This is a genomic window from Bifidobacterium breve DSM 20213 = JCM 1192 (assembly GCF_001025175.1).
In the GTDB taxonomy this organism is placed as follows: Bacteria; Actinomycetota; Actinomycetes; order Actinomycetales; family Bifidobacteriaceae; genus Bifidobacterium; species Bifidobacterium breve.
On sequence record NZ_AP012324.1, the window covers coordinates 912,410 to 929,757 of the forward strand.

Sequence of the window (17,348 nt, forward strand, 5' to 3'; positions counted from 1 at the left end):
GGCGACTGAGGGGAGCCAGGTGGAGGTCAACGGTGAGTACACTAAGAAGCTATGACACAGCTTCGCTTCGCACTCGCCCAGATTGACACTTGCGTCGGTGCGCTCGACGCCAACGCCGCCAAAGTGCTCGACTATTCCCGCAAGGCCGCTGCTGGGGACGCTCAAGTAGCGGTATTCCCGGAAATGACGCTCACCGGATATCCCATTGAGGATTTGGCTTTGCGCCGCACCTTCCGCCAGGCCGCGTGGGACAAGGCCAATGAACTGGCCGGTCAGCTTCAGGACGAAGGTCTTGGCCATTTGTTCGTGGTGGTCGGCACTGTGGGTACCGATCGGGAAACCAGCAAGCCGCGTAACCGTCTGGTGGTGCTGCATGAGGGCGTGGTCTGGACCGGCTATGACAAGCACTTCCTGCCCAACTACGGCGTATTCGATGAGTTCCGCATCTTCTCCGCAGGAAACCGTTCCGTGACCCTCGAGGTGAATGGCACCACTATCGGCGTGGCCATTTGCGAGGATATCTGGCAGGACGGCGGCCCGGTGGCTGAACTCGCCACCAAAAACATCGACTTGCTGTTGACCATTAATGGCTCTCCGTATGAAGAAGGCAAGACCAACACTCGTTTTGAACTGGCGCAACGCCGTGCTGCCGAGGTCAACGCTCCGCTTATTTATCTGAATCAGGTGGGCGGTCAGGATGATTTGGTGTTCGACGGCGGTAGCTTCGTGGTAGATGCGGACGGTACGTTGCTCGAGCGCAGCCCGATGTTTATGGAAGACCTCACGTTCTGGGATTTCGACGCCGCTGCCGACCATCAGACCAAATCCACCATCGTGGCCGAACTTGACCCGGACGAAGAGGTGTACACCGCTTGCGTGCTTGGCCTCAAGGATTACATGGCCAAGAACCATTTCAACGGTGTGACGCTAGGGCTTTCCGGCGGCATCGATTCCGCGTTGGTGGCCGCTATGGCCGCCGATGCCTGCGGCGGCGAGAACGTCTGGGGCATCTCCATGCCGTCCATGTACTCCTCTGATGGCTCCAAAGACGATGCTGCAGATCTGGCCGCCAACATCGGTGCGCACTATGAGGTTCAGCCCATTGAGCCGCTGTTCGTCGCATACCAGCAGCAGCTTGATCTCGATGGCGTGGCCGCAGAAAACCTGCAGGCTCGCATTCGCGGCGTCATCGTGATGGCAAGCTCCAATTCACGTGGTCTGCTTGCCGTGGCCACCGGCAACAAATCCGAACTGGCGTGCGGCTATTCGACCATCTATGGCGATGCGGTCGGTGGCTATGCGCCAATAAAGGATTTGCTGAAGACCCGTGTCTGGGAGATCAGCCGTTGGCGCAACAAGGCCGCAGCTGCGGGCGTTGGCATCGGCGGGCTCAAGATTGTAGGCAATGAGGAAGGCAATGCGGGCATTCCTTTGAAGAATGGCGTGATGATTCCGGTCTCGTCCATCGAAAAGGCACCCTCGGCCGAATTGCGCCCAGGCCAGAAGGATTCCGATTCGTTGCCTGAATATGCATTGCTTGACAAGGTGCTGGCCGCCTATATCGAACATGCCCACGGCCGTGCAGACCTGTTGGCCGACGGATTCGATGAGGCCACGGTGGACACCGTGATGCGTTTGGTCGATCGCGCAGAGTGGAAACGCCGACAATACCCGCTGGGTCCCAAGGTCACAGCTCTTGCCTTCGGGCGCGATCGTCGTCTGCCCATCACCAACGCATTCCGTGAATAGTTACAAAAGAAGGTACCAATGGCAGATGATGAAAAGAATCAGTGGTATTACAACACCGTCAAGCAGCGGGCTGAATATGGCAAGATCTCGCCGATAGAACAGCGTATGGGTCCGTACAAGACCAAAGAAGACGCCGAACATGCGTGGGATATAGTGGTGGACCGTAACGCCAAATGGGATGAGGAAAACCGCCGCTGGGATAACTACGGCGTCAAACCGTCCGCCGGCAAATCGTCGGATACCGACTGACCATATGTGTTTTCACCGCGATCGGCGAACATGCCGATGACGAATGACAGATAGCTACACCGCTCAACTTCACATCGAGAGTTGAGCGGTTTCGTCTAATATCGGCCGTGACAATCGGACGGCGGATGCTGGAAACCGCTGGATTGGTAGCGCTCACAGAAGAATGTGAGATAGCTCACTCCCAATTTCAGCTTTTCTCAAGACTGTGCAAACTACACTAGTGAAGCAAGGGTTCCGTGAAGATGCGAAACCTACAACCCCATTAAGGAGTGACATGACCGCAGTAGAAAATGCAGCTGTCTCCCAAGAGGAGCTCGACGCCAAGGCGTGGGCCGGCTTCACCGAGGGCAACTGGCAGAAGGATATCGATGTCCGCGACTTCATCCAGAAGAACTACACCCCGTACGAGGGTGATGAGAGCTTCCTGGCTCCTGCCACTGAGAAGACGAAGCACCTGTGGAAGTACCTCGACGACAACTACCTGGCTGTAGAGCGCAAGCAGCGCGTCTACGATGTGGACACCCACACCCCGGCTGGCATCGACGCCTTCCCGGCTGGCTACATCGACTCCCCGGAAGTCGACAATGTGATCGTTGGTCTGCAGACCGACGTGCCCTGCAAGCGCGCTATGATGCCGAACGGCGGCTGGCGTATGGTCGAGCAGGCCATCAAGGAAGCCGGCAAGGAGCCGGATCCGGAGATCAAGAAGATCTTCACCAAGTACCGCAAGACCCACAATGACGGCGTGTTCGGTGTGTACACCAAGAACATCAAGATCGCCCGCCACAACAAGATTCTGACCGGTCTGCCGGATGCTTACGGCCGTGGCCGCATCATCGGCGACTACCGTCGTGTGGCTCTGTACGGTGTCAACAAGCTGATCGCCTTCAAGAAGCGCGACAAGGACTCCATCCCGTACCGCAACGACTTCACCGAGCCGGAGATCGAGCACTGGATCCGCTTCCGTGAAGAGCACGACGAGCAGATCAAGGCCCTCAAGCAGCTGATCAACCTCGGCAACGAGTATGGCCTGGATCTGACCCGCCCGGCTCAGACCGCTCAGGAAGCCGTGCAGTGGACCTACATGGGCTACCTGGCCTCCATCAAGTCCCAGGACGGCGCCGCAATGTCCTTCGGCCGTAACTCCGCGTTCCTCGATGTCTTCATCGAACGCGACCTCAAGGCCGGCAAGATTACCGAGACCGATGCTCAGGAGCTCATCGACAACATCGTCATGAAGCTGCGCATCGTCCGCTTCCTGCGCACCAAGGATTACGACAACATCTTCTCTGGTGACCCGTACTGGGCGACCTGGTCTGATGCCGGCTTCGGCGACGACGGCCGTCCGCTGGTCACCAAGACCTCTTTCCGTCTGCTCAACACCCTGACCCTTGAGCACCTCGGACCCGGCCCTGAGCCGAACATCACCATCTTCTGGGATCCGAAGCTGCCGGAAGGCTACAAGCGCTTCTGCGCCAAGATCTCCATCGACACCTCGGCTATTCAGTACGAGTCCGACAAGGAAATCCGCTCCCACTGGGGCGACGACGCCGCCATTGCCTGCTGCGTCTCCCCGATGCGCGTGGGCAAGCAGATGCAGTTCTTCGCTGCTCGTGTGAACTCCGCCAAGGCTCTGCTGTACGCCATCAACGGCGGCCGCGATGAGATGACCGGCATGCAGGTCATCGACAAGGGCATCATCGACCCGATCACCCCGGAAGCCGATGGCACTCTGGACTACGCGAAGGTCAAGGACAACTATGAGAAGGCTCTCGAGTGGCTGTCCGAGACTTACGTCGAGGCTCTGAACATCATCCACTACATGCACGATAAGTACGCCTACGAGTCCATCGAGATGGCCCTGCACGACAAGGAAGTATACCGTACCCTTGGTTGCGGTATGTCCGGTCTGTCCATCGCCGCCGACTCCCTGGCTGCCATCAAGTATGCCAAGGTCTACCCGATCTACAACAAGGATGCCAAGAACCTCGAAGGCCACGAGTACGAGTACGTCGAGGGCGCTGACGACGATTTGGTCGTCGGCTACCGCACTGAGGGCGACTTCCCGGTCTACGGCAACGATGACGATCGCGCCGATGACATCGCCAAGTGGGTTGTCTCCACTGTGATGGGCCAGGTCAAGCGCCTGCCCGTCTACCGTGGCGCCGTCCCGACCCAGTCCATCCTGACCATCACCTCCAACGTGGAGTACGGCAAGAACACCGGTTCCTTCCCGTCCCGCCACAAGAAGGGCACTCCGTACGCTCCGGGCGCCAACCCAGAGAACGGCATGGACTCCCACGGCATGCTGCCGTCCATGTTCTCCGTCGGCAAGATCGACTACAACGACGCTCTTGACGGCATCTCGCTGACCAACACCATCACTCCTGATGGCTTGGGCCGCGATGAGGACGAGCGTATCGGCAACCTGGTCGGCATCCTGGATGCCGGCAACGGCCACGGCCTCTACCACGCGAACATCAACGTTCTGCGCAAGGAGACCATGGAGGACGCCGTCGAGCACCCCGAAAAGTACCCGCACCTGACCGTGCGCGTCTCCGGCTACGCGGTGAACTTCGTCAAGCTCACCAAGGAGCAGCAGCTCGACGTCATCTCCCGTACCTTCCACCAGGGCGCCGTCGTCGACTGATGACCAACCCCGCGATACGTGGCAATGACTAATCGAAGGGGTGGGGGCTCAGCTCCACCCCTTCGTTATTTCCCCACATAGACTTTCGCATCATTTGGGACAGGAGGACGACGATGCCCGCAACACCCACGTTCCGCACCACTACCAGGCATATGCTCAAGGAATCGAAGACCTATGCCTCACAGACTTTGATGGGCGGCCTTTCCGGCTTTGAATCCCCAATCGGACTCGACCGACGTGACCGCCTCTCCGCCCTCAAATCCGGCGATATCGGCTTCGTGCACTCCTGGGATATCAACACTTCCGTGGACGGTCCGGGCACCCGCATGACCGTGTTCATGTCCGGCTGCCCGCTGCGCTGCCAGTACTGCCAGAACCCTGACACCTGGAAGATGCGTGACGGCAAGCCTGTCTATCTCGATGCCATGATCAAGAAGGTCGACCGCTACAAGGACCTGTTCAAGGCCACGCATGGCGGCATCACATTCTCCGGCGGCGAATCCATGATGCAGCCCGCCTTCGTCTCGCGTGTGTTCCACGCGGCCAAGGAGATGGGCGTACATACCTGCCTCGATACATCCGGTTTCCTCAACACCAACTACACTGACGAGATGCTCGAGGACATCGACCTGTGTCTACTCGATGTCAAGTCCGGCGACGAGGAGACTTATCATAAGGTGACCGGCGGCACGTTGCAGCCCACCATCGATTTCGGCCAGAGGCTCGCCAAGGCCGGCAAGAAGATTTGGGTGCGATTCGTGCTGGTGCCGGGACTGACCGACTCCGAGGAAAACGTGGAGAACGTAGCCAAGATCTGCGAGACCTTCGGTGATTCCGTCGAACATATCGACGTGTTGGGCTTTCATCAGCTCGGCCGCCCGAAGTGGCATGAGCTGCGCATCCCATATCCGTTGGAGAACCAGAAGGGGCCCAACGCCGCTACTCGCGAACGTGTGGCCAAGCAATTCAAAGATCATGGCTTCACTGTGTACTAAATCTCGATGAAGCTCTCCTCAGAGAGGGGAGCCAAGTTATATCTCTCTGGCTCCCCTCTCTGAGGAGAGCTGTCGAACGGAGCCGACTTAGGGGACATAAAATTCCCCTTAAAAGTGGCTAAAACTCGCGCCACGCCGCGCGTTATACCGCGATTGCGCCAAAACGCCCATACCCTAGAGATATGGCCGATATTTACGCATTCCCTACGGGTGAGCCCAATGAAGGGCACCCCGAACGCCCGCAGGGCGTACCGGATGATGTATGGGCGGCCGTTGAATCCGTGAGCGCCATGAAGCGCCTGTATGACGTGCGCTATCGGGAGATTCCCGTTCCTTCCACCCTTGCCGACTATGGCATTGGCGTGGAACTTGAAGCAGGCGAGCGGATGGATAGCCATCCCTTTGCCGCCGACAGTGTTTCCGAGCCGCATGTTGCCACCGGATGGGTAATGACGTTGTATTCGCACGAGCTGCGCCCTGATTGGAATTCCAATTGGCGATGCGTGGCGTTCGCGCGCCTGCCGTTGGAACCTTCCGAAAACGACTCTCTCGCCCCGGGCATGTATTGGGAAGATATGTGCGATTATCTTGGCGAAGTCGAACCGGACTCGATTTCCGGAACGGTCACCGTCACCCAGAACACCACATTCGGCCTGATGGCCGGCAGCACCAGCGCCGGTTGCGAGATACGTGTCTCATGGACGCCACTTGACGGGACCGGGCCAGACGGTACTATGGACGCCGGCGCACAAGTGAACTCGTGGGCCGCATTCATCAGATCAACTACCCGTCGTGAGGAGGATGACGCCAGTTGAGTGACGTCCATGACACCGAACCACGGTTACTGAAAGAGCCGCGCGGGGGAGTGCCGGATGTTACCTCGACGATTGAAGGCTATCATCACGTCTGCGAAGCGTTGGCTGATGCTTCTGGCTCCTTGGCCGCCGATGCCGAACGCGCATCTGGATTCCGTTATGGCCACGAGGATTGGCTGATTCAATGCAAACGAGAAGGTGCGGGCATCGCATTGCTCGACCCCATCGCCTTGACCCAATCTGGTGCCGACTGGAACGAATTCAATGAGGCCGTGGGCGATGCCACTTGGATTTTGCATGATTCCCTGATGGATTTGCCGGGATTCGCTGATCTGGGACTTCAGCCGAAGGCGCTGTTCGACACGGAGATCGCCGCGCGTCTGCTCGGTTTGCATCGATTCGGATTAGCCGCCGTCACCGAACATTATCTTGGCATCACTTTGGCCAAGGAACATTCTGCGGCTGACTGGTCCTACCGCCCGCTGCCACGAGACTGGCGCAACTATGCGGCGCTTGACGTGGAAGTGCTGATCGAGCTCGAAAACCTGATGCGCCGCGATCTGAGAGCCGCCGGCAAGGACGAGTGGGCTGAAGAGGAATTTACCCATGCACTGTCCGAAGGACTCGCCCCTCGCAAACCCCATCCGGTTCCGTGGCTGCGCATTTCCCGCATCACCCAGCTGAGCCGTGATCCGCAGGGATTGGCCATCGCCAAGTCTCTGTGGCAGGAGCGGGACAAACTGGCCCGGCAGCATGACATTGCCCCCAGCCTGCTGTTGTCTGATTCCTCGATTATCGAGGCTGCGACGCGCAAGCCGCATAATGCCGCCCAGTTTCGGGCTCTGCGCTCGCTCAATGAGCGTGTGCGCATTCGCACCGGCACCGAGCAAGACAAGATGTTTGAACGTTATGCCCCAATCCAGCGTGCCGTCAAACCCAAGGTTTGGAAAGAGGCCATTGATCGGGCCATGGCGCTGCGCCCCTCCCAATGGCCGAGTATGCCGGCACCCGCGCCGGACGAGAACGGCATAGTGAATGCACCGCGTTCGATGCGACTCTGGCAGCAAAGGCACCCCGACCGATATGACCGACTGCAAAGGGTCCGTCGCGTGATCACTTCGATAGCCGAAGATACGCGTACGCCGGCCGAGATGATTATCAAGCCGCAGATTCTGCGCAACCTATGCTGGGTGGAGAATCCGGCCGAAGTGGACGTCGAGGAGTTCCTGATCGCGCAGGGCGCAAGAAACTGGCAGGTGAAACTCATTGCACCGTCCGTAAGTGGCGTTATTATGTAGAGGTTGCCTTACGGCAGAACTGTAAGAAAATACGACTTTTGAGGAGTCATTAGCGTGAAGATCAGCGTTCGTAACCTCGAGCCCACCAAGGTGAAGCTCACCGTCACTGTTGAACCGGAAGAGCTCAACCCGTATCTGGATGCGGCCCGCAAGGAAATCGCCAAGCAGGTGAACGTCCCCGGCTTCCGTAAGGGCCACGTTCCCGGCAAGATCATCGATCAGCGTATCGGTTTCGCTGCCGTCGCCGGCGAGGCCGTGAACGACGCCGTGCCGGAGCTCTACTCCAAGGCTCTGGACGAGAAGAAGATTCGCCCGATGGCTCAGCCGGAGTTCGACGTGCAGGACGTGCCGCAGGCCGCCAACGACGACACCAAGCTGAAGTTCACCGCGACCGTCGAGCGTCGCCCCGACATCGAGCTGCCGGAAATCGATGGCCTCGAGATCGCCATCGCCAAGCCGGAAGTCAAGGATGAGGACGTCGACAAGCGCCTTGAGGCGCTGCGCCAGCGCTTCGGCACCCTGGTCGGCGTGGATCGTCCGGCCACCAAGGGTGACTTTGCCAACATCGACCTGACTGCCGAGATCGACGGCGAGACCGTTGACTCCCAGGAAGGCGTGAGCTACGAGCTCGGCTCCAACACCATGCTCGACGGTCTGGATGAGGCTCTTGATGGCCTGTCCGCCGGCGAGGAGACCACCTTCGAAGGCACGTTGGAAGCCGGCGACCACGAAGGTCAGAAGGCCACTGTGAAGGTCAAGGTCAACTCCGTTAAGGCTGAGGAGCTGCCGGAGCTGGACGACGAGTTTGCTTCCGAAGCTTCCGAGTTCGACACCCTGGACGAGCTCAAGGCCGACATCCGCAAGGCCGCCGCTCAGGACGCCGAAGGCCGTCAGGCCACCGAGGCTCGCGATGCCTTCATCGCCAAGCTGCAGGAAGGCCTCGAGATTCCGGTGCCGAAGGGCGTCAAGGCCAACATGGTCGCCGAGCAGCTCAAGGGCATGACCCCGGATCCGGAGAAGGCCACCAAGGAGCAGAAGGCTCAGGCCGAGGAAACCGTCGAGAAGGAACTGCGCGACCAGATGGTGCTCGACGCTCTGGCTGAGAAGCTGGACGTCCAGGTCTCCCAGTCCGACGTGTTCAACTTCCTCGCTTCCATCGCCCAGCAGTACGGCATGGATCCGAACAACTTCATTCAGGCCATCATCAAGAACGGCCAGCTCGGCTCCGCCGTGCAGGAAGTCGGACGTTCCAAGGGCCTGCTCGCCGGCATGCGCGCCGTCAAGTTCACCGCCGATGGCGAGGCTGTCGACCTCTCCAACTTCCTCGGTGAAGCCGCTGAGGAAGAGGAGTCCGAGTCCGTCGAGGCCGCTTCCGCCGCCGCTGCCGTGGCTGACGAGCTGTCCTCCAAGGACAAGGACGCTGAGTGAGCCTAGCTTGCTTGCGTTAGCGTAACTGTTAAGCCCGGAACCGTGTTTCATGGTTCCGGGCTCTTTCTATTCTTAAAGAAGTATTGTTCCATTGGCTCCCCTCCTTGAGGGGAGCTGTCGAGCGTAGCGAGACTGAGGGGAGTTCCCAAGGGCATACTCGTTGCATAAAGTGCGGAGGTCGACATGCAACCAGTAGTTACCGCCAAACGTCTTGGCTGGCTTGCAGCGACAACCATCATCCTTGGCGTGATCATCGGCGCGGGCGCAGGTCTGCTGACGCTGCTGCTCTACGGCGTCGAGCACGTGATGCTCGGCTATGTCGAGGGTTCGGAATTGCCCGGCCCATTCGGTGTGCCCGCTGTACGCCGTGCGATTTCGGTGACCATCGGTCTCGCCGTAGCCGGCGTTATCTGGTATTTCCTGCGTAACAAGACCACCAAGGTGCCATCGGTCAAAAAAGCCGTGGCGGGGGAGCGGATGCCTGTATGGCAGACCTTGGTGCATGTGGTGCTGCAGATCGGTATCGTCGGTTCGGGCGCGTCCATTGGACGAGAAGTCGCTCCTCGTGAACTCGGCGCCATGTTGGCGCAACGTTTCTGCGACCTGTTCCATATCGAAGGGGCCGACGGCATTGACCGCCGTATGGTGGTAGCAGTGGCGGCAGGTGCCGGCTTGGGCGGCGTCTACAATGCCCCTCTTGCCGGCATGTTCTTCGCCGTGGAGATTCTGCTGGTGGACGTGACCCTTGAGAAGGTCGCTTTCGGTTTGGGCATGTCCGCGATTGCCGCGTTCGTGGCGGCGTCGATTAAGGGCCATCACACGTTCTATGACATCACCGCCATGCAACCGCAATCCACGCCTACCCTGATGCTGTTTGCGGTGCTGTGCGGCGCAGCGTGCGGTGTGGCTGGCGCATGGTTTCGCAAAGGCTCGCAATGGGCGGAATCCCATCAATCGCATGACAAGCATATTTTGTGGCAGATGCCATTGGCTGGTCTGGTGACTGGATTGGCGGCGATTGTTGTTCCGCAGGTGATGGGCAACGGGCGCGCTGCGGCGCAGCTTGGTTTCAGTACATTCGTGCCGGAGGGCTCTGCCGCTGCCGGCGCATCGCAATCGGCTTCTTCGGCGGCGGCCTCGCCTTGGAATCTGTTGGCGGGCGGCGGCAACGTTTCCGGTTCGGCTTCTACGGCGGTTAATGCCGGTTTCCAGTTGTCTCAATCGAATATCGCCATGCTGCTGGGTGTGCTTGAGCTGACGTTTGTTGCCAAGGCGTTGGTCACGCTAATGACCATTCGTTCGGGTGCCTCAGGCGGCGTATTGCAGCCGGGCATCGCGTTGGGATCCACGCTGGGTGCAATGCTGGGGCTCATTTGGATACTGTTGTTCCCGGCTGACTCGGTGACTGCTTGTGCGCTGATTGGTGCCGCCGCATTGCTTTCGGCATCGCAGCAAGCGCCGTTGATGGCCATGTGTTTGGTGATGGAACTGACCGAAGCGCCCAGTGCGTTCTTCATGCTGGTCGGGTTGGCCGTGGCCGCATCGTCACTGGTGTCGAAGTGGATGTTGAGCCGTCGTAAGTAGGAAGTTGTTTTGGCTCCCGCCAGCGGGAGCGGAAAGAATAAGCTATGTCTGAAAACACTGAGATTCGTGCGGCGCTGGAATCGCTTGCTGCCGAGCCATTGTCTGAGCAGATCGACTATTACCGCAAGCCGTTTATGGTGTTGTGGGCCGCCATCCAGGAGGCCGCCAGCGGTGTGGCCGAAGACTATGATTTGCCTACGGACATGGCCCAGTTGTGGGTGGCCGAACAGATGAGACAAGTCGCGGACTCACTGGTTGACAGACTCGCGGAAAAGGCCGTCTCGCGCGGTGCCAGCAAGTCGAATGTGGCCCGTGCCGCCGGGGCTAGTCCAGCCAATGCAATGCGCCGGTTCCCCCGCCTCAAAGACGATTCGTCCCAGACTCGCCTGCTCATCGACGACGTTCTCGATACTCTCGAATAACCTCCCTCTGACGAGGGAGGTGGCTCGACGAAGTCGAGACGGAGGGAGAGATATCCTACGCTGGCCGCCAAAAAGCGCGTGAAAAGCCGTCTTCAGTCGCTTCAAGGCGGTAGTCTAAACAATGTTCGAGTAATTTAGAAGGAGAATCAAGGTGAGCAATGCCTTTGCGACCTTGCCGGTCATGGCGGGCGATGACGTCCCGGCCGGCCCCGTCGACCCGATTTTCAACCGTCTGCTCAAAGACCGCATCATCTGGATGGGTGAAGAGGTCAAGGACGATATGGCCAACCGCATCTGCGCCCAGCTGCTGATGCTGGCCGCCGAAGACCCGAAGAAGGATATCTGGCTGTACATCAATTCGCCGGGCGGCTCCATCACCGCCGGTATGGCCATCTACGACACCATGCAGCTCATCGAGCCTGACGTGGCGACCGTGGGTCTGGGCATGTGCGCCTCCATGGGCCAGTTCCTGCTGAGTTCCGGCACCAAGGGCAAGCGTTACCTGACCTCGCACGCCCGTGTGCTCATGCACCAGCCCTCCGGAGGCATTGGCGGCACCGCCACCGACGTGCGCATCAACGCCGAGCTTATCATGGACATGAAGAAGACCATGAGCGAGCTGACCGCCGAACAGACCGGCCATACCGTCGAGGAAATCTACCGCGACAACGAATACGATCACTGGTTCACCGCTCAGGAAGCCCTCGATTATGGCTTCGTGGATAAGCTCGTGACCACGCCGGACACCATCGGCAACAACCAGCAGGGGGAGTGAGACTTATGGCAAGTGAAGAAGCGAAGTTTGCCGCCCGCGCCGACCGACTGGCCGGCCGCCAGGGTGTAGCCGGCTTCATGCCGGCCGCGGCCCCAACCAACCGCTACATCATGCCGCAGTTTGTGGAGAAGACCCCGTACGGCATGAAGACCCAGGACGCCTACTCCCGCCTGTTCGAGGATCGCATCATCTTCCTCGGCGTGCAGGTGGATGACGCCTCCGCCGACGATGTGATGGCCCAGCTGCTGGTCTTGGAATCCCAGGATCCAAACCGCGATGTGATGATGTACATCAACTCGCCCGGCGGTTCGATGACGGCCATGACCGCCATCTACGACACCATGCAGTACATCAAGCCCGATGTGCAGACCGTATGCCTCGGTCAGGCCGCCTCCGCAGCGGCGATTCTGCTGGCTTCCGGCACCAAGGGCAAGCGTCTGATGCTGCCGAACGCCCGTGTGCTCATCCACCAGCCGGCCATCGACCAGGGCTTCGGCAAGGCCACGGAGATTGAAATCCAGGCCAAGGAAATGCTCCGCATGCGCGAATGGCTGGAGGAAACCCTCGCCAAGCACACCGGTCAGGACGTGGAGAAGATTCGCCGCGACATCGAGGTGGACACCTTCCTGACCGCCGACGAAGCCAAGGATTACGGCATCGTGGACGAAGTGCTGGCTCACCGCCAGTAACGGTCTCAAACATGTGGACGAATAGTGATATTCGTCCGGACACTAGGCATTGCAATACCCTCGGTCGGTCTGACCGGGGGTATTGTGTTGAAAGGCGACGGCAATGTGTGCGTCGTGTAAACATACAGACAAGCACAGCAGGCAGTGCGGCATTCATCGGCAAAGGAGATCTCATGGGGCGTGTGGTGAGCTACAACGAGGACATTCCCCGCTGCACGTTCTGCGGCAAAACCGAGCGTCAGGTTCGCAAACTGGTGGCCGGTCCCAATGCCTCCATCTGCGACGAATGCATTGCCCTATGCGTGGATATCATCTCCGAGGAGCGCAGCAAAGACGCCGAAGTCAACTCGCTGAGCCTGCCCAAACCAACGCAGATTTTCGATTATCTCAATCGATATGTCATCGGCCAGGAAGAAGCCAAACGGGCGCTTTCCGTGGCCGTGTACAACCATTACAAGCGCGTCAATATGGAGTTGCAGGAATCCGCCGAACAACTTGACGGCGCGAACGGCAATGTCGCGCTCCAATCAGCCGGGCGAGCCCGCAAGTCTCAGCGGGCTAATGATCCGCTATCGGATGTGGAAGTCGCCAAGTCGAACATTCTGTTGCTGGGGCCCACCGGTGTGGGCAAAACCTATCTTGCCCAGTCACTGGCCCGTGTGATGAACGTGCCGTTCGTCATCACCGATGCCACCACGCTCACCGAAGCCGGCTACGTGGGCGATGACGTGGAGACCGTGCTCCAGCGTCTGCTGCAGGCCGCGGACGGCGATGTCAGCCGAGCCCAGCACGGCATTATCTATATTGACGAAATCGATAAAATCGCCCGCAAATCCGGCGAGAACACCTCGATTACCCGTGACGTATCCGGTGAGGGAGTGCAGCAGGCACTATTGAAAATCCTTGAAGGCACTATTGCTTCCGTGCCACTGGAAGGCACTCGCAAGCACAAAGAGCAGGACACAGTGCAGATGGATACGCGTGGCATCCTGTTCATCTGTGGCGGCGCATTCGTAGGATTGACGGACATCGTGCGCAAGCGTCTGGGCCGCCGGGAAACCGGTTTTGGAGCCAATTGGCATGACGCCGACCTGAAAGACGAGGAGCTGCTTAAGCAGGTCAATGCCGATGATTTAGCCGAATTCGGTCTGCTGCCTGAATTCATCGGTCGACTGCCGGTCACCAGCGTGCTCGAGGAGCTGACGGTGGATGATTTGACGGAGATTCTTACGCAGCCGGCCAATGCGCTGATTAAGCAGTACCGCAAACTGTTTGCCGTCGACGGCGTTGATCTGGAGTTCACCGACCAGGCCGTCCAAGCGATTGCCGATACGGCTATCAAGCAGGGGATTGGCGCACGAGGTCTGCGTTCGATTATCGAACGCACCCTGCAAGACACGATGTTCCAGCTGCCCAGTCTTGAGGATGTCAAGCAGGTGGTTGTCGACAAGGCATCCGTGGAAGGCACCAGTGCGCCGAAACTGCTGCGTGAAACGGTCATCCAGGAATCCGCGGAGCGTCGTCGTACAGCATGATTGTCGGATACTGTGACTCGCTGTTCCTGTGACACGCCGAGTAACCAATGGGTTGCACAAACACGAACCTTGAGTAATATGTATCGAGTTGTCTGAAAGACAATATGCGCCAGTAGCCCAGCGGATTAGAGCAGCTGACTACGGATCAGCAGGTCGCAGGTTCGAATCCTGTCTGGCGCACTCCCGAACCACGGGGACAACGGTGGTATGCGCCAGTAGCCCAGCGGATTAGAGCAGCTGACTACGGATCAGCAGGTCGCAGGTTCGAATCCTGTCTGGCGCACGATAAAGCCTCGGAAGCGAAATGCCTTCGAGGCTTTTCCAATTCTCGTTACATACCTCCTTTACGATGGGTCAGGTTTGTTTTCGCCGGTAGTGAAGAAGGAGAAACAGTGATTCTGGCACAGCATGCCCCTTACGATTTCGATACGATTCTTGAGCGTCATGGCTCTTCGTCCGCCAAATGGCATGAGGTCGTGGAACAGATGGGTGAGGACGGCAAAGATGTGGTGCCCTTGTCCGTGGCAGACATGGAATTCAAACCGGCTCCTGAAGTAGTCGAGGCTCTCATCCAATCTGCCACCCATGACGTATTCGGTTACGATTACGCCACTGAAGACTACTTCACAGCTTTTCTCAATTGGATGGAGCATCGTCATAATTTCCATATCGACCCTTCATGGGTGAGCCTGTCCGACGGCGTGATGCCTGCCGTCAACACGGCCCTGCGATCCGTCACCCGACCGGGAGATAAGGTCATTATCCAGCGGCCTGTCTATTACCCGTTCACCTTTGCCGCCGAGCACAATGGTTTGACCATTCTCGACAACGAGCTGGTACTGGACGAGAACGGCCACTATGGCATTGATTTTGATGATCTCGAATCCAAGGCCGCCGATCCTCGCTGCACGGCCATGATTCTGTGCAATCCGCACAACCCGGTGGGCCGTGTCTGGACGCCTGAAGAACTGCGGCGCATTGGCGATATCTGTATCAAACGCCGTGTGCGTCTGCTGTGCGACGAGATTCACGCCGACTTTTCCTATCCTGGACATAAGGTCACCATGTTCTCCACGTTGGGGGCTGAGTACGCGAATATCGTCTTTGAATTCACCGCGCCTACCAAAACCTTCAATCTGGCTGGTCTGTTGTGCTCCAACACCATCATCCCGAACCCGCACCTCAAGCGTCGTTACGATGCGGCGGCGGATAATATCGGCGGCCTGACCGTCAACCATTTCGGTATGGTCGCATGCCAAGCCGCCTACGACCATGCCGAACCGTGGCTGGACGCACTGATGGAAGTGCTGGAACGCAATCTCGGGCTCATCCGCGACTTCACTGCACGTGTAAGCGGCATTCGTCTGATTGAACCGGAAGGCACTTACTTGGCTTGGCTCGATTGCCGAGGCCTGGGCTTCGATACTCCTGAAGAACTTTGCGATTTTCTGCGCAATGAGGCCCGTGTGTGGTTTGATGAAGGCTCGATGTTCGGCGAATCTGGAAACTTCTTCGAGCGTGTCAACCTTGCCTGTCCGACCAGGCTGCTTGAACAGGTGCTTGCCAACATCGAGACCGCTTTGGCTGACCGTCAGTAGGGGGGTACGCCCCGGGCTGAACGTCCTGAGATATTCCGTACCATAGCAGCAGATCATTCATTATCGAGCGAGGAGACGCGATGGCCACAACCACCGGCGCAAAACGAGGCATTTGGCCCATGATCAGGCGGATAGCCGCCTCTGATCGCATATCTGGACTGATTATGCTCGGTTTTGCCCTTGCCGGTCTGGTTCTGGCGAATCTTCCCCTCACCGCGCATGCATTTGAGGCCGTAGCGGAAACGCATGTGTTCATTCCGCATACCAATCTTGATCTGCCGATCGGCCATTGGGCTCAGGACGGTTTGCTCACTATCTTCTTCCTGACTGTTGGCCTCGAACTGAAGCAGGAGCTCACCACCGGCTCGCTCGCTAATCCCAAGGCGGCCGCTGTGCCGATGCTGTGTGCCGTTGGGGGCATGATCACCCCGCCCATCCTGTTTCTGGCCACCACTGCACTGTTTTCGCAGTTCGGCCCGGGGGAGCCTGGCTCATTGATCCTGGCCACCACTGGCAGCAGCATCCCGTTCGCCGAGATGTCCCACGGCTGGGCGGTGCCCACAGCCACGGATATCGCGTTCTCGTTGGCGGTGCTCGCACTGTTTGCCAAGGCGCTGCCCGGTTCGATCCGCGCATTCCTGATGACTTTGGCCACGGTCGACGATTTGCTGGCCATCATCTTGATAGCGGTGTTCTTCTCCTCGGTCAATGCTTGGTACTGGTTCATTGGCATCGCCGTGTGTGCCGTGGTATGGGCACATTTGGTTCGTCTTAAGAAAGTGCCATGGATCGCGGTGGGCGTGGTCGGCATCCTTGCCTGGATCATGATGTTTGAAGCCGGCATCCATCCCACGTTGGCCGGTGTATTGGTTGGTTTGCTGACCCCGGCACGTGTGATGCACGGTGAATACGCACCGCGCGCCGAACGATATGCGGACAAGCTCAAGCCGTTTTCCGCTCTGCTGGCTTTGCCGATTTTCGCCTTGTTCGCCACCGGCGTGCATTTTGAATCCTTGAGTCCGCTGTTGCTGCTCTCGCCACTGGTCATCGCCCTGATTGTGGCGCTGGTGGTCGGCAAGCCGTTGGGTATCATCGTCACCGCTTGGCTGGCCACACATGTCGGAGGGCTCAAGATGGCCAAGGGGCTACGCGTTCGCGATATGATTCCCGCTGCCGTCGCCTGTGGAATCGGTTTTACGGTGTCGTTCCTCATCGCCTCTCTGGCCTATACGAACCAGGAGCTGTCCGCCGAAGCCCGATTCGGTGTGCTGGTGGCCTCGCTGATCGCCGCCGCGATTTCCGGCGTATTGTTGAGCCGCCAATCCAAGCGATTTGAACAGGCTGTGGCCGTTGCAGCTGCTGAGGCTGACGCCGAGTCCGACGTCAATACGCATTCCGACGAGCTGGCGGAGCATTCCATCACCCTTGCGGACGGCACGGAAAGCGTTGAAATCGACTTCCGTCGTTAATCTGCCTAGGATACTGCTAGAGCCCATGGAGGTACCAAATGGCGAAGAAGCAGAAAAAATCCCAAAAGGCCGATGGCAAAAAAGCATCCGGT

14 protein-coding genes and 2 tRNA genes are annotated in these 17,348 nt (G+C 58.6%); all 16 read left to right on the forward strand.

The genetic code is table 11. The features are described 5' to 3' along the window. The first annotated feature begins 51 nt into the window (after positions 1-51). The 16 genes from BBBR_RS03800 to BBBR_RS03875 all read left to right on the forward strand — a co-directional run bounded on the left by BBBR_RS03800 (position 52) and on the right by BBBR_RS03875 (position 17,256). Positions 52-1,749 carry an NAD+ synthase gene (locus tag BBBR_RS03800; protein WP_003829015.1) on the forward strand — a complete coding sequence of 566 codons (1,698 nt, stop codon included), beginning with the start codon at positions 52-54 and terminating at the stop codon, positions 1,747-1,749. Between the two features lie 18 nt (positions 1,750-1,767). Continuing rightward, the gene (locus BBBR_RS03805; protein ID WP_003829017.1) at positions 1,768-1,998 is read left to right on the forward strand and encodes a hypothetical protein; all 231 of its coding nucleotides are present in this window, start codon (positions 1,768-1,770) and stop codon (positions 1,996-1,998) included. A 274-nt stretch (positions 1,999-2,272) separates the two neighbouring features. Then, positions 2,273-4,648, forward strand: a complete 2,376-nt coding sequence (gene pflB / locus BBBR_RS03810) for a formate C-acetyltransferase (RefSeq protein WP_003829019.1) — start codon at positions 2,273-2,275, stop codon at positions 4,646-4,648. Positions 4,649-4,761: 113 nt separating this feature from the next. Then, positions 4,762-5,643 (forward strand): pyruvate formate-lyase-activating protein, encoded by an 882-nt coding sequence (gene pflA / locus BBBR_RS03815; RefSeq protein ID WP_003833429.1) that lies wholly within the window; start codon positions 4,762-4,764, stop codon positions 5,641-5,643. A 182-nt stretch (positions 5,644-5,825) separates the two neighbouring features. After that, positions 5,826-6,458 (forward strand): DUF3000 family protein, encoded by a 633-nt coding sequence (locus tag BBBR_RS03820; protein ID WP_003833428.1) that lies wholly within the window; start codon positions 5,826-5,828, stop codon positions 6,456-6,458. Then, the gene (locus tag BBBR_RS03825; protein WP_003829026.1) at positions 6,455-7,756 is read left to right on the forward strand and encodes an HRDC domain-containing protein; all 1,302 of its coding nucleotides are present in this window, start codon (positions 6,455-6,457) and stop codon (positions 7,754-7,756) included. Before BBBR_RS03820 ends, BBBR_RS03825 begins: the two co-directional genes overlap by 4 nt. Positions 7,757-7,810: 54 nt before the next feature. Next, positions 7,811-9,184: a trigger factor gene (tig, locus tag BBBR_RS03830; RefSeq protein ID WP_003829027.1), complete on the forward strand. Its 1,374-nt coding sequence runs from the start codon at positions 7,811-7,813 to the stop codon at positions 9,182-9,184. Between the two features lie 183 nt (positions 9,185-9,367). Next, positions 9,368-10,768, forward strand: coding sequence for a chloride channel protein (locus tag BBBR_RS03835; RefSeq protein ID WP_003829029.1), 1,401 nt, complete (start codon positions 9,368-9,370; stop codon positions 10,766-10,768). Between the two features lie 44 nt (positions 10,769-10,812). Beyond that, entirely contained in the window at positions 10,813-11,190 is a 378-nt protein-coding gene (locus BBBR_RS03840) for a hypothetical protein (protein ID WP_003829031.1), read from the forward strand. A gap of 151 nt (positions 11,191-11,341) precedes the next feature. After that, positions 11,342-11,965: an ATP-dependent Clp protease proteolytic subunit gene (locus BBBR_RS03845; RefSeq protein WP_003833421.1), complete on the forward strand. Its 624-nt coding sequence runs from the start codon at positions 11,342-11,344 to the stop codon at positions 11,963-11,965. 5 nt (positions 11,966-11,970) lie between these two features. Then, entirely contained in the window at positions 11,971-12,654 is a 684-nt protein-coding gene (locus BBBR_RS03850) for an ATP-dependent Clp protease proteolytic subunit (protein WP_003829035.1), read from the forward strand. Between the two features lie 173 nt (positions 12,655-12,827). Continuing rightward, positions 12,828-14,189 (forward strand): ATP-dependent Clp protease ATP-binding subunit ClpX, encoded by a 1,362-nt coding sequence (clpX, locus tag BBBR_RS03855; RefSeq protein ID WP_003829037.1) that lies wholly within the window; start codon positions 12,828-12,830, stop codon positions 14,187-14,189. Positions 14,190-14,295: 106 nt separating this feature from the next. Further along, positions 14,296-14,369, forward strand: a tRNA-Arg gene (locus tag BBBR_RS03860). A 29-nt stretch (positions 14,370-14,398) separates the two neighbouring features. Further along, positions 14,399-14,472: transfer RNA gene (locus tag BBBR_RS03865), tRNA-Arg, on the forward strand. Positions 14,473-14,581: 109 nt separating this feature from the next. Then, positions 14,582-15,787: a MalY/PatB family protein gene (locus BBBR_RS03870; protein ID WP_003829038.1), complete on the forward strand. Its 1,206-nt coding sequence runs from the start codon at positions 14,582-14,584 to the stop codon at positions 15,785-15,787. Between the two features lie 80 nt (positions 15,788-15,867). Then, entirely contained in the window at positions 15,868-17,256 is a 1,389-nt protein-coding gene (locus BBBR_RS03875; protein ID WP_003829039.1) for a Na+/H+ antiporter NhaA, read from the forward strand. Positions 17,257-17,348 lie beyond the last annotated feature (92 nt).

Excerpts from the sequence above, each read along its gene's own strand:
- BBBR_RS03800 (WP_003829015.1), top strand. The coding sequence starts at position 52 with ATGACACAGCTTCGCTTCGCACTCGCCCAGATTGACACTTGCGTCGGT.
- BBBR_RS03805 (WP_003829017.1), top strand. The coding sequence starts at position 1,768 with ATGGCAGATGATGAAAAGAATCAGTGGTATTACAACACCGTCAAGCAG.
- pflB (WP_003829019.1), top strand. The coding sequence starts at position 2,273 with ATGACCGCAGTAGAAAATGCAGCTGTCTCCCAAGAGGAGCTCGACGCC.
- pflA (WP_003833429.1), top strand. The coding sequence starts at position 4,762 with ATGCCCGCAACACCCACGTTCCGCACCACTACCAGGCATATGCTCAAG.
- BBBR_RS03820 (WP_003833428.1), top strand. The coding sequence starts at position 5,826 with ATGGCCGATATTTACGCATTCCCTACGGGTGAGCCCAATGAAGGGCAC.
- BBBR_RS03835 (WP_003829029.1), top strand. The coding sequence starts at position 9,368 with ATGCAACCAGTAGTTACCGCCAAACGTCTTGGCTGGCTTGCAGCGACA.
- BBBR_RS03840 (WP_003829031.1), top strand. The coding sequence starts at position 10,813 with ATGTCTGAAAACACTGAGATTCGTGCGGCGCTGGAATCGCTTGCTGCC.
- BBBR_RS03850 (WP_003829035.1), top strand. The coding sequence starts at position 11,971 with ATGGCAAGTGAAGAAGCGAAGTTTGCCGCCCGCGCCGACCGACTGGCC.
- clpX (WP_003829037.1), top strand. The coding sequence starts at position 12,828 with ATGGGGCGTGTGGTGAGCTACAACGAGGACATTCCCCGCTGCACGTTC.
- BBBR_RS03875 (WP_003829039.1), top strand. The coding sequence starts at position 15,868 with ATGGCCACAACCACCGGCGCAAAACGAGGCATTTGGCCCATGATCAGG.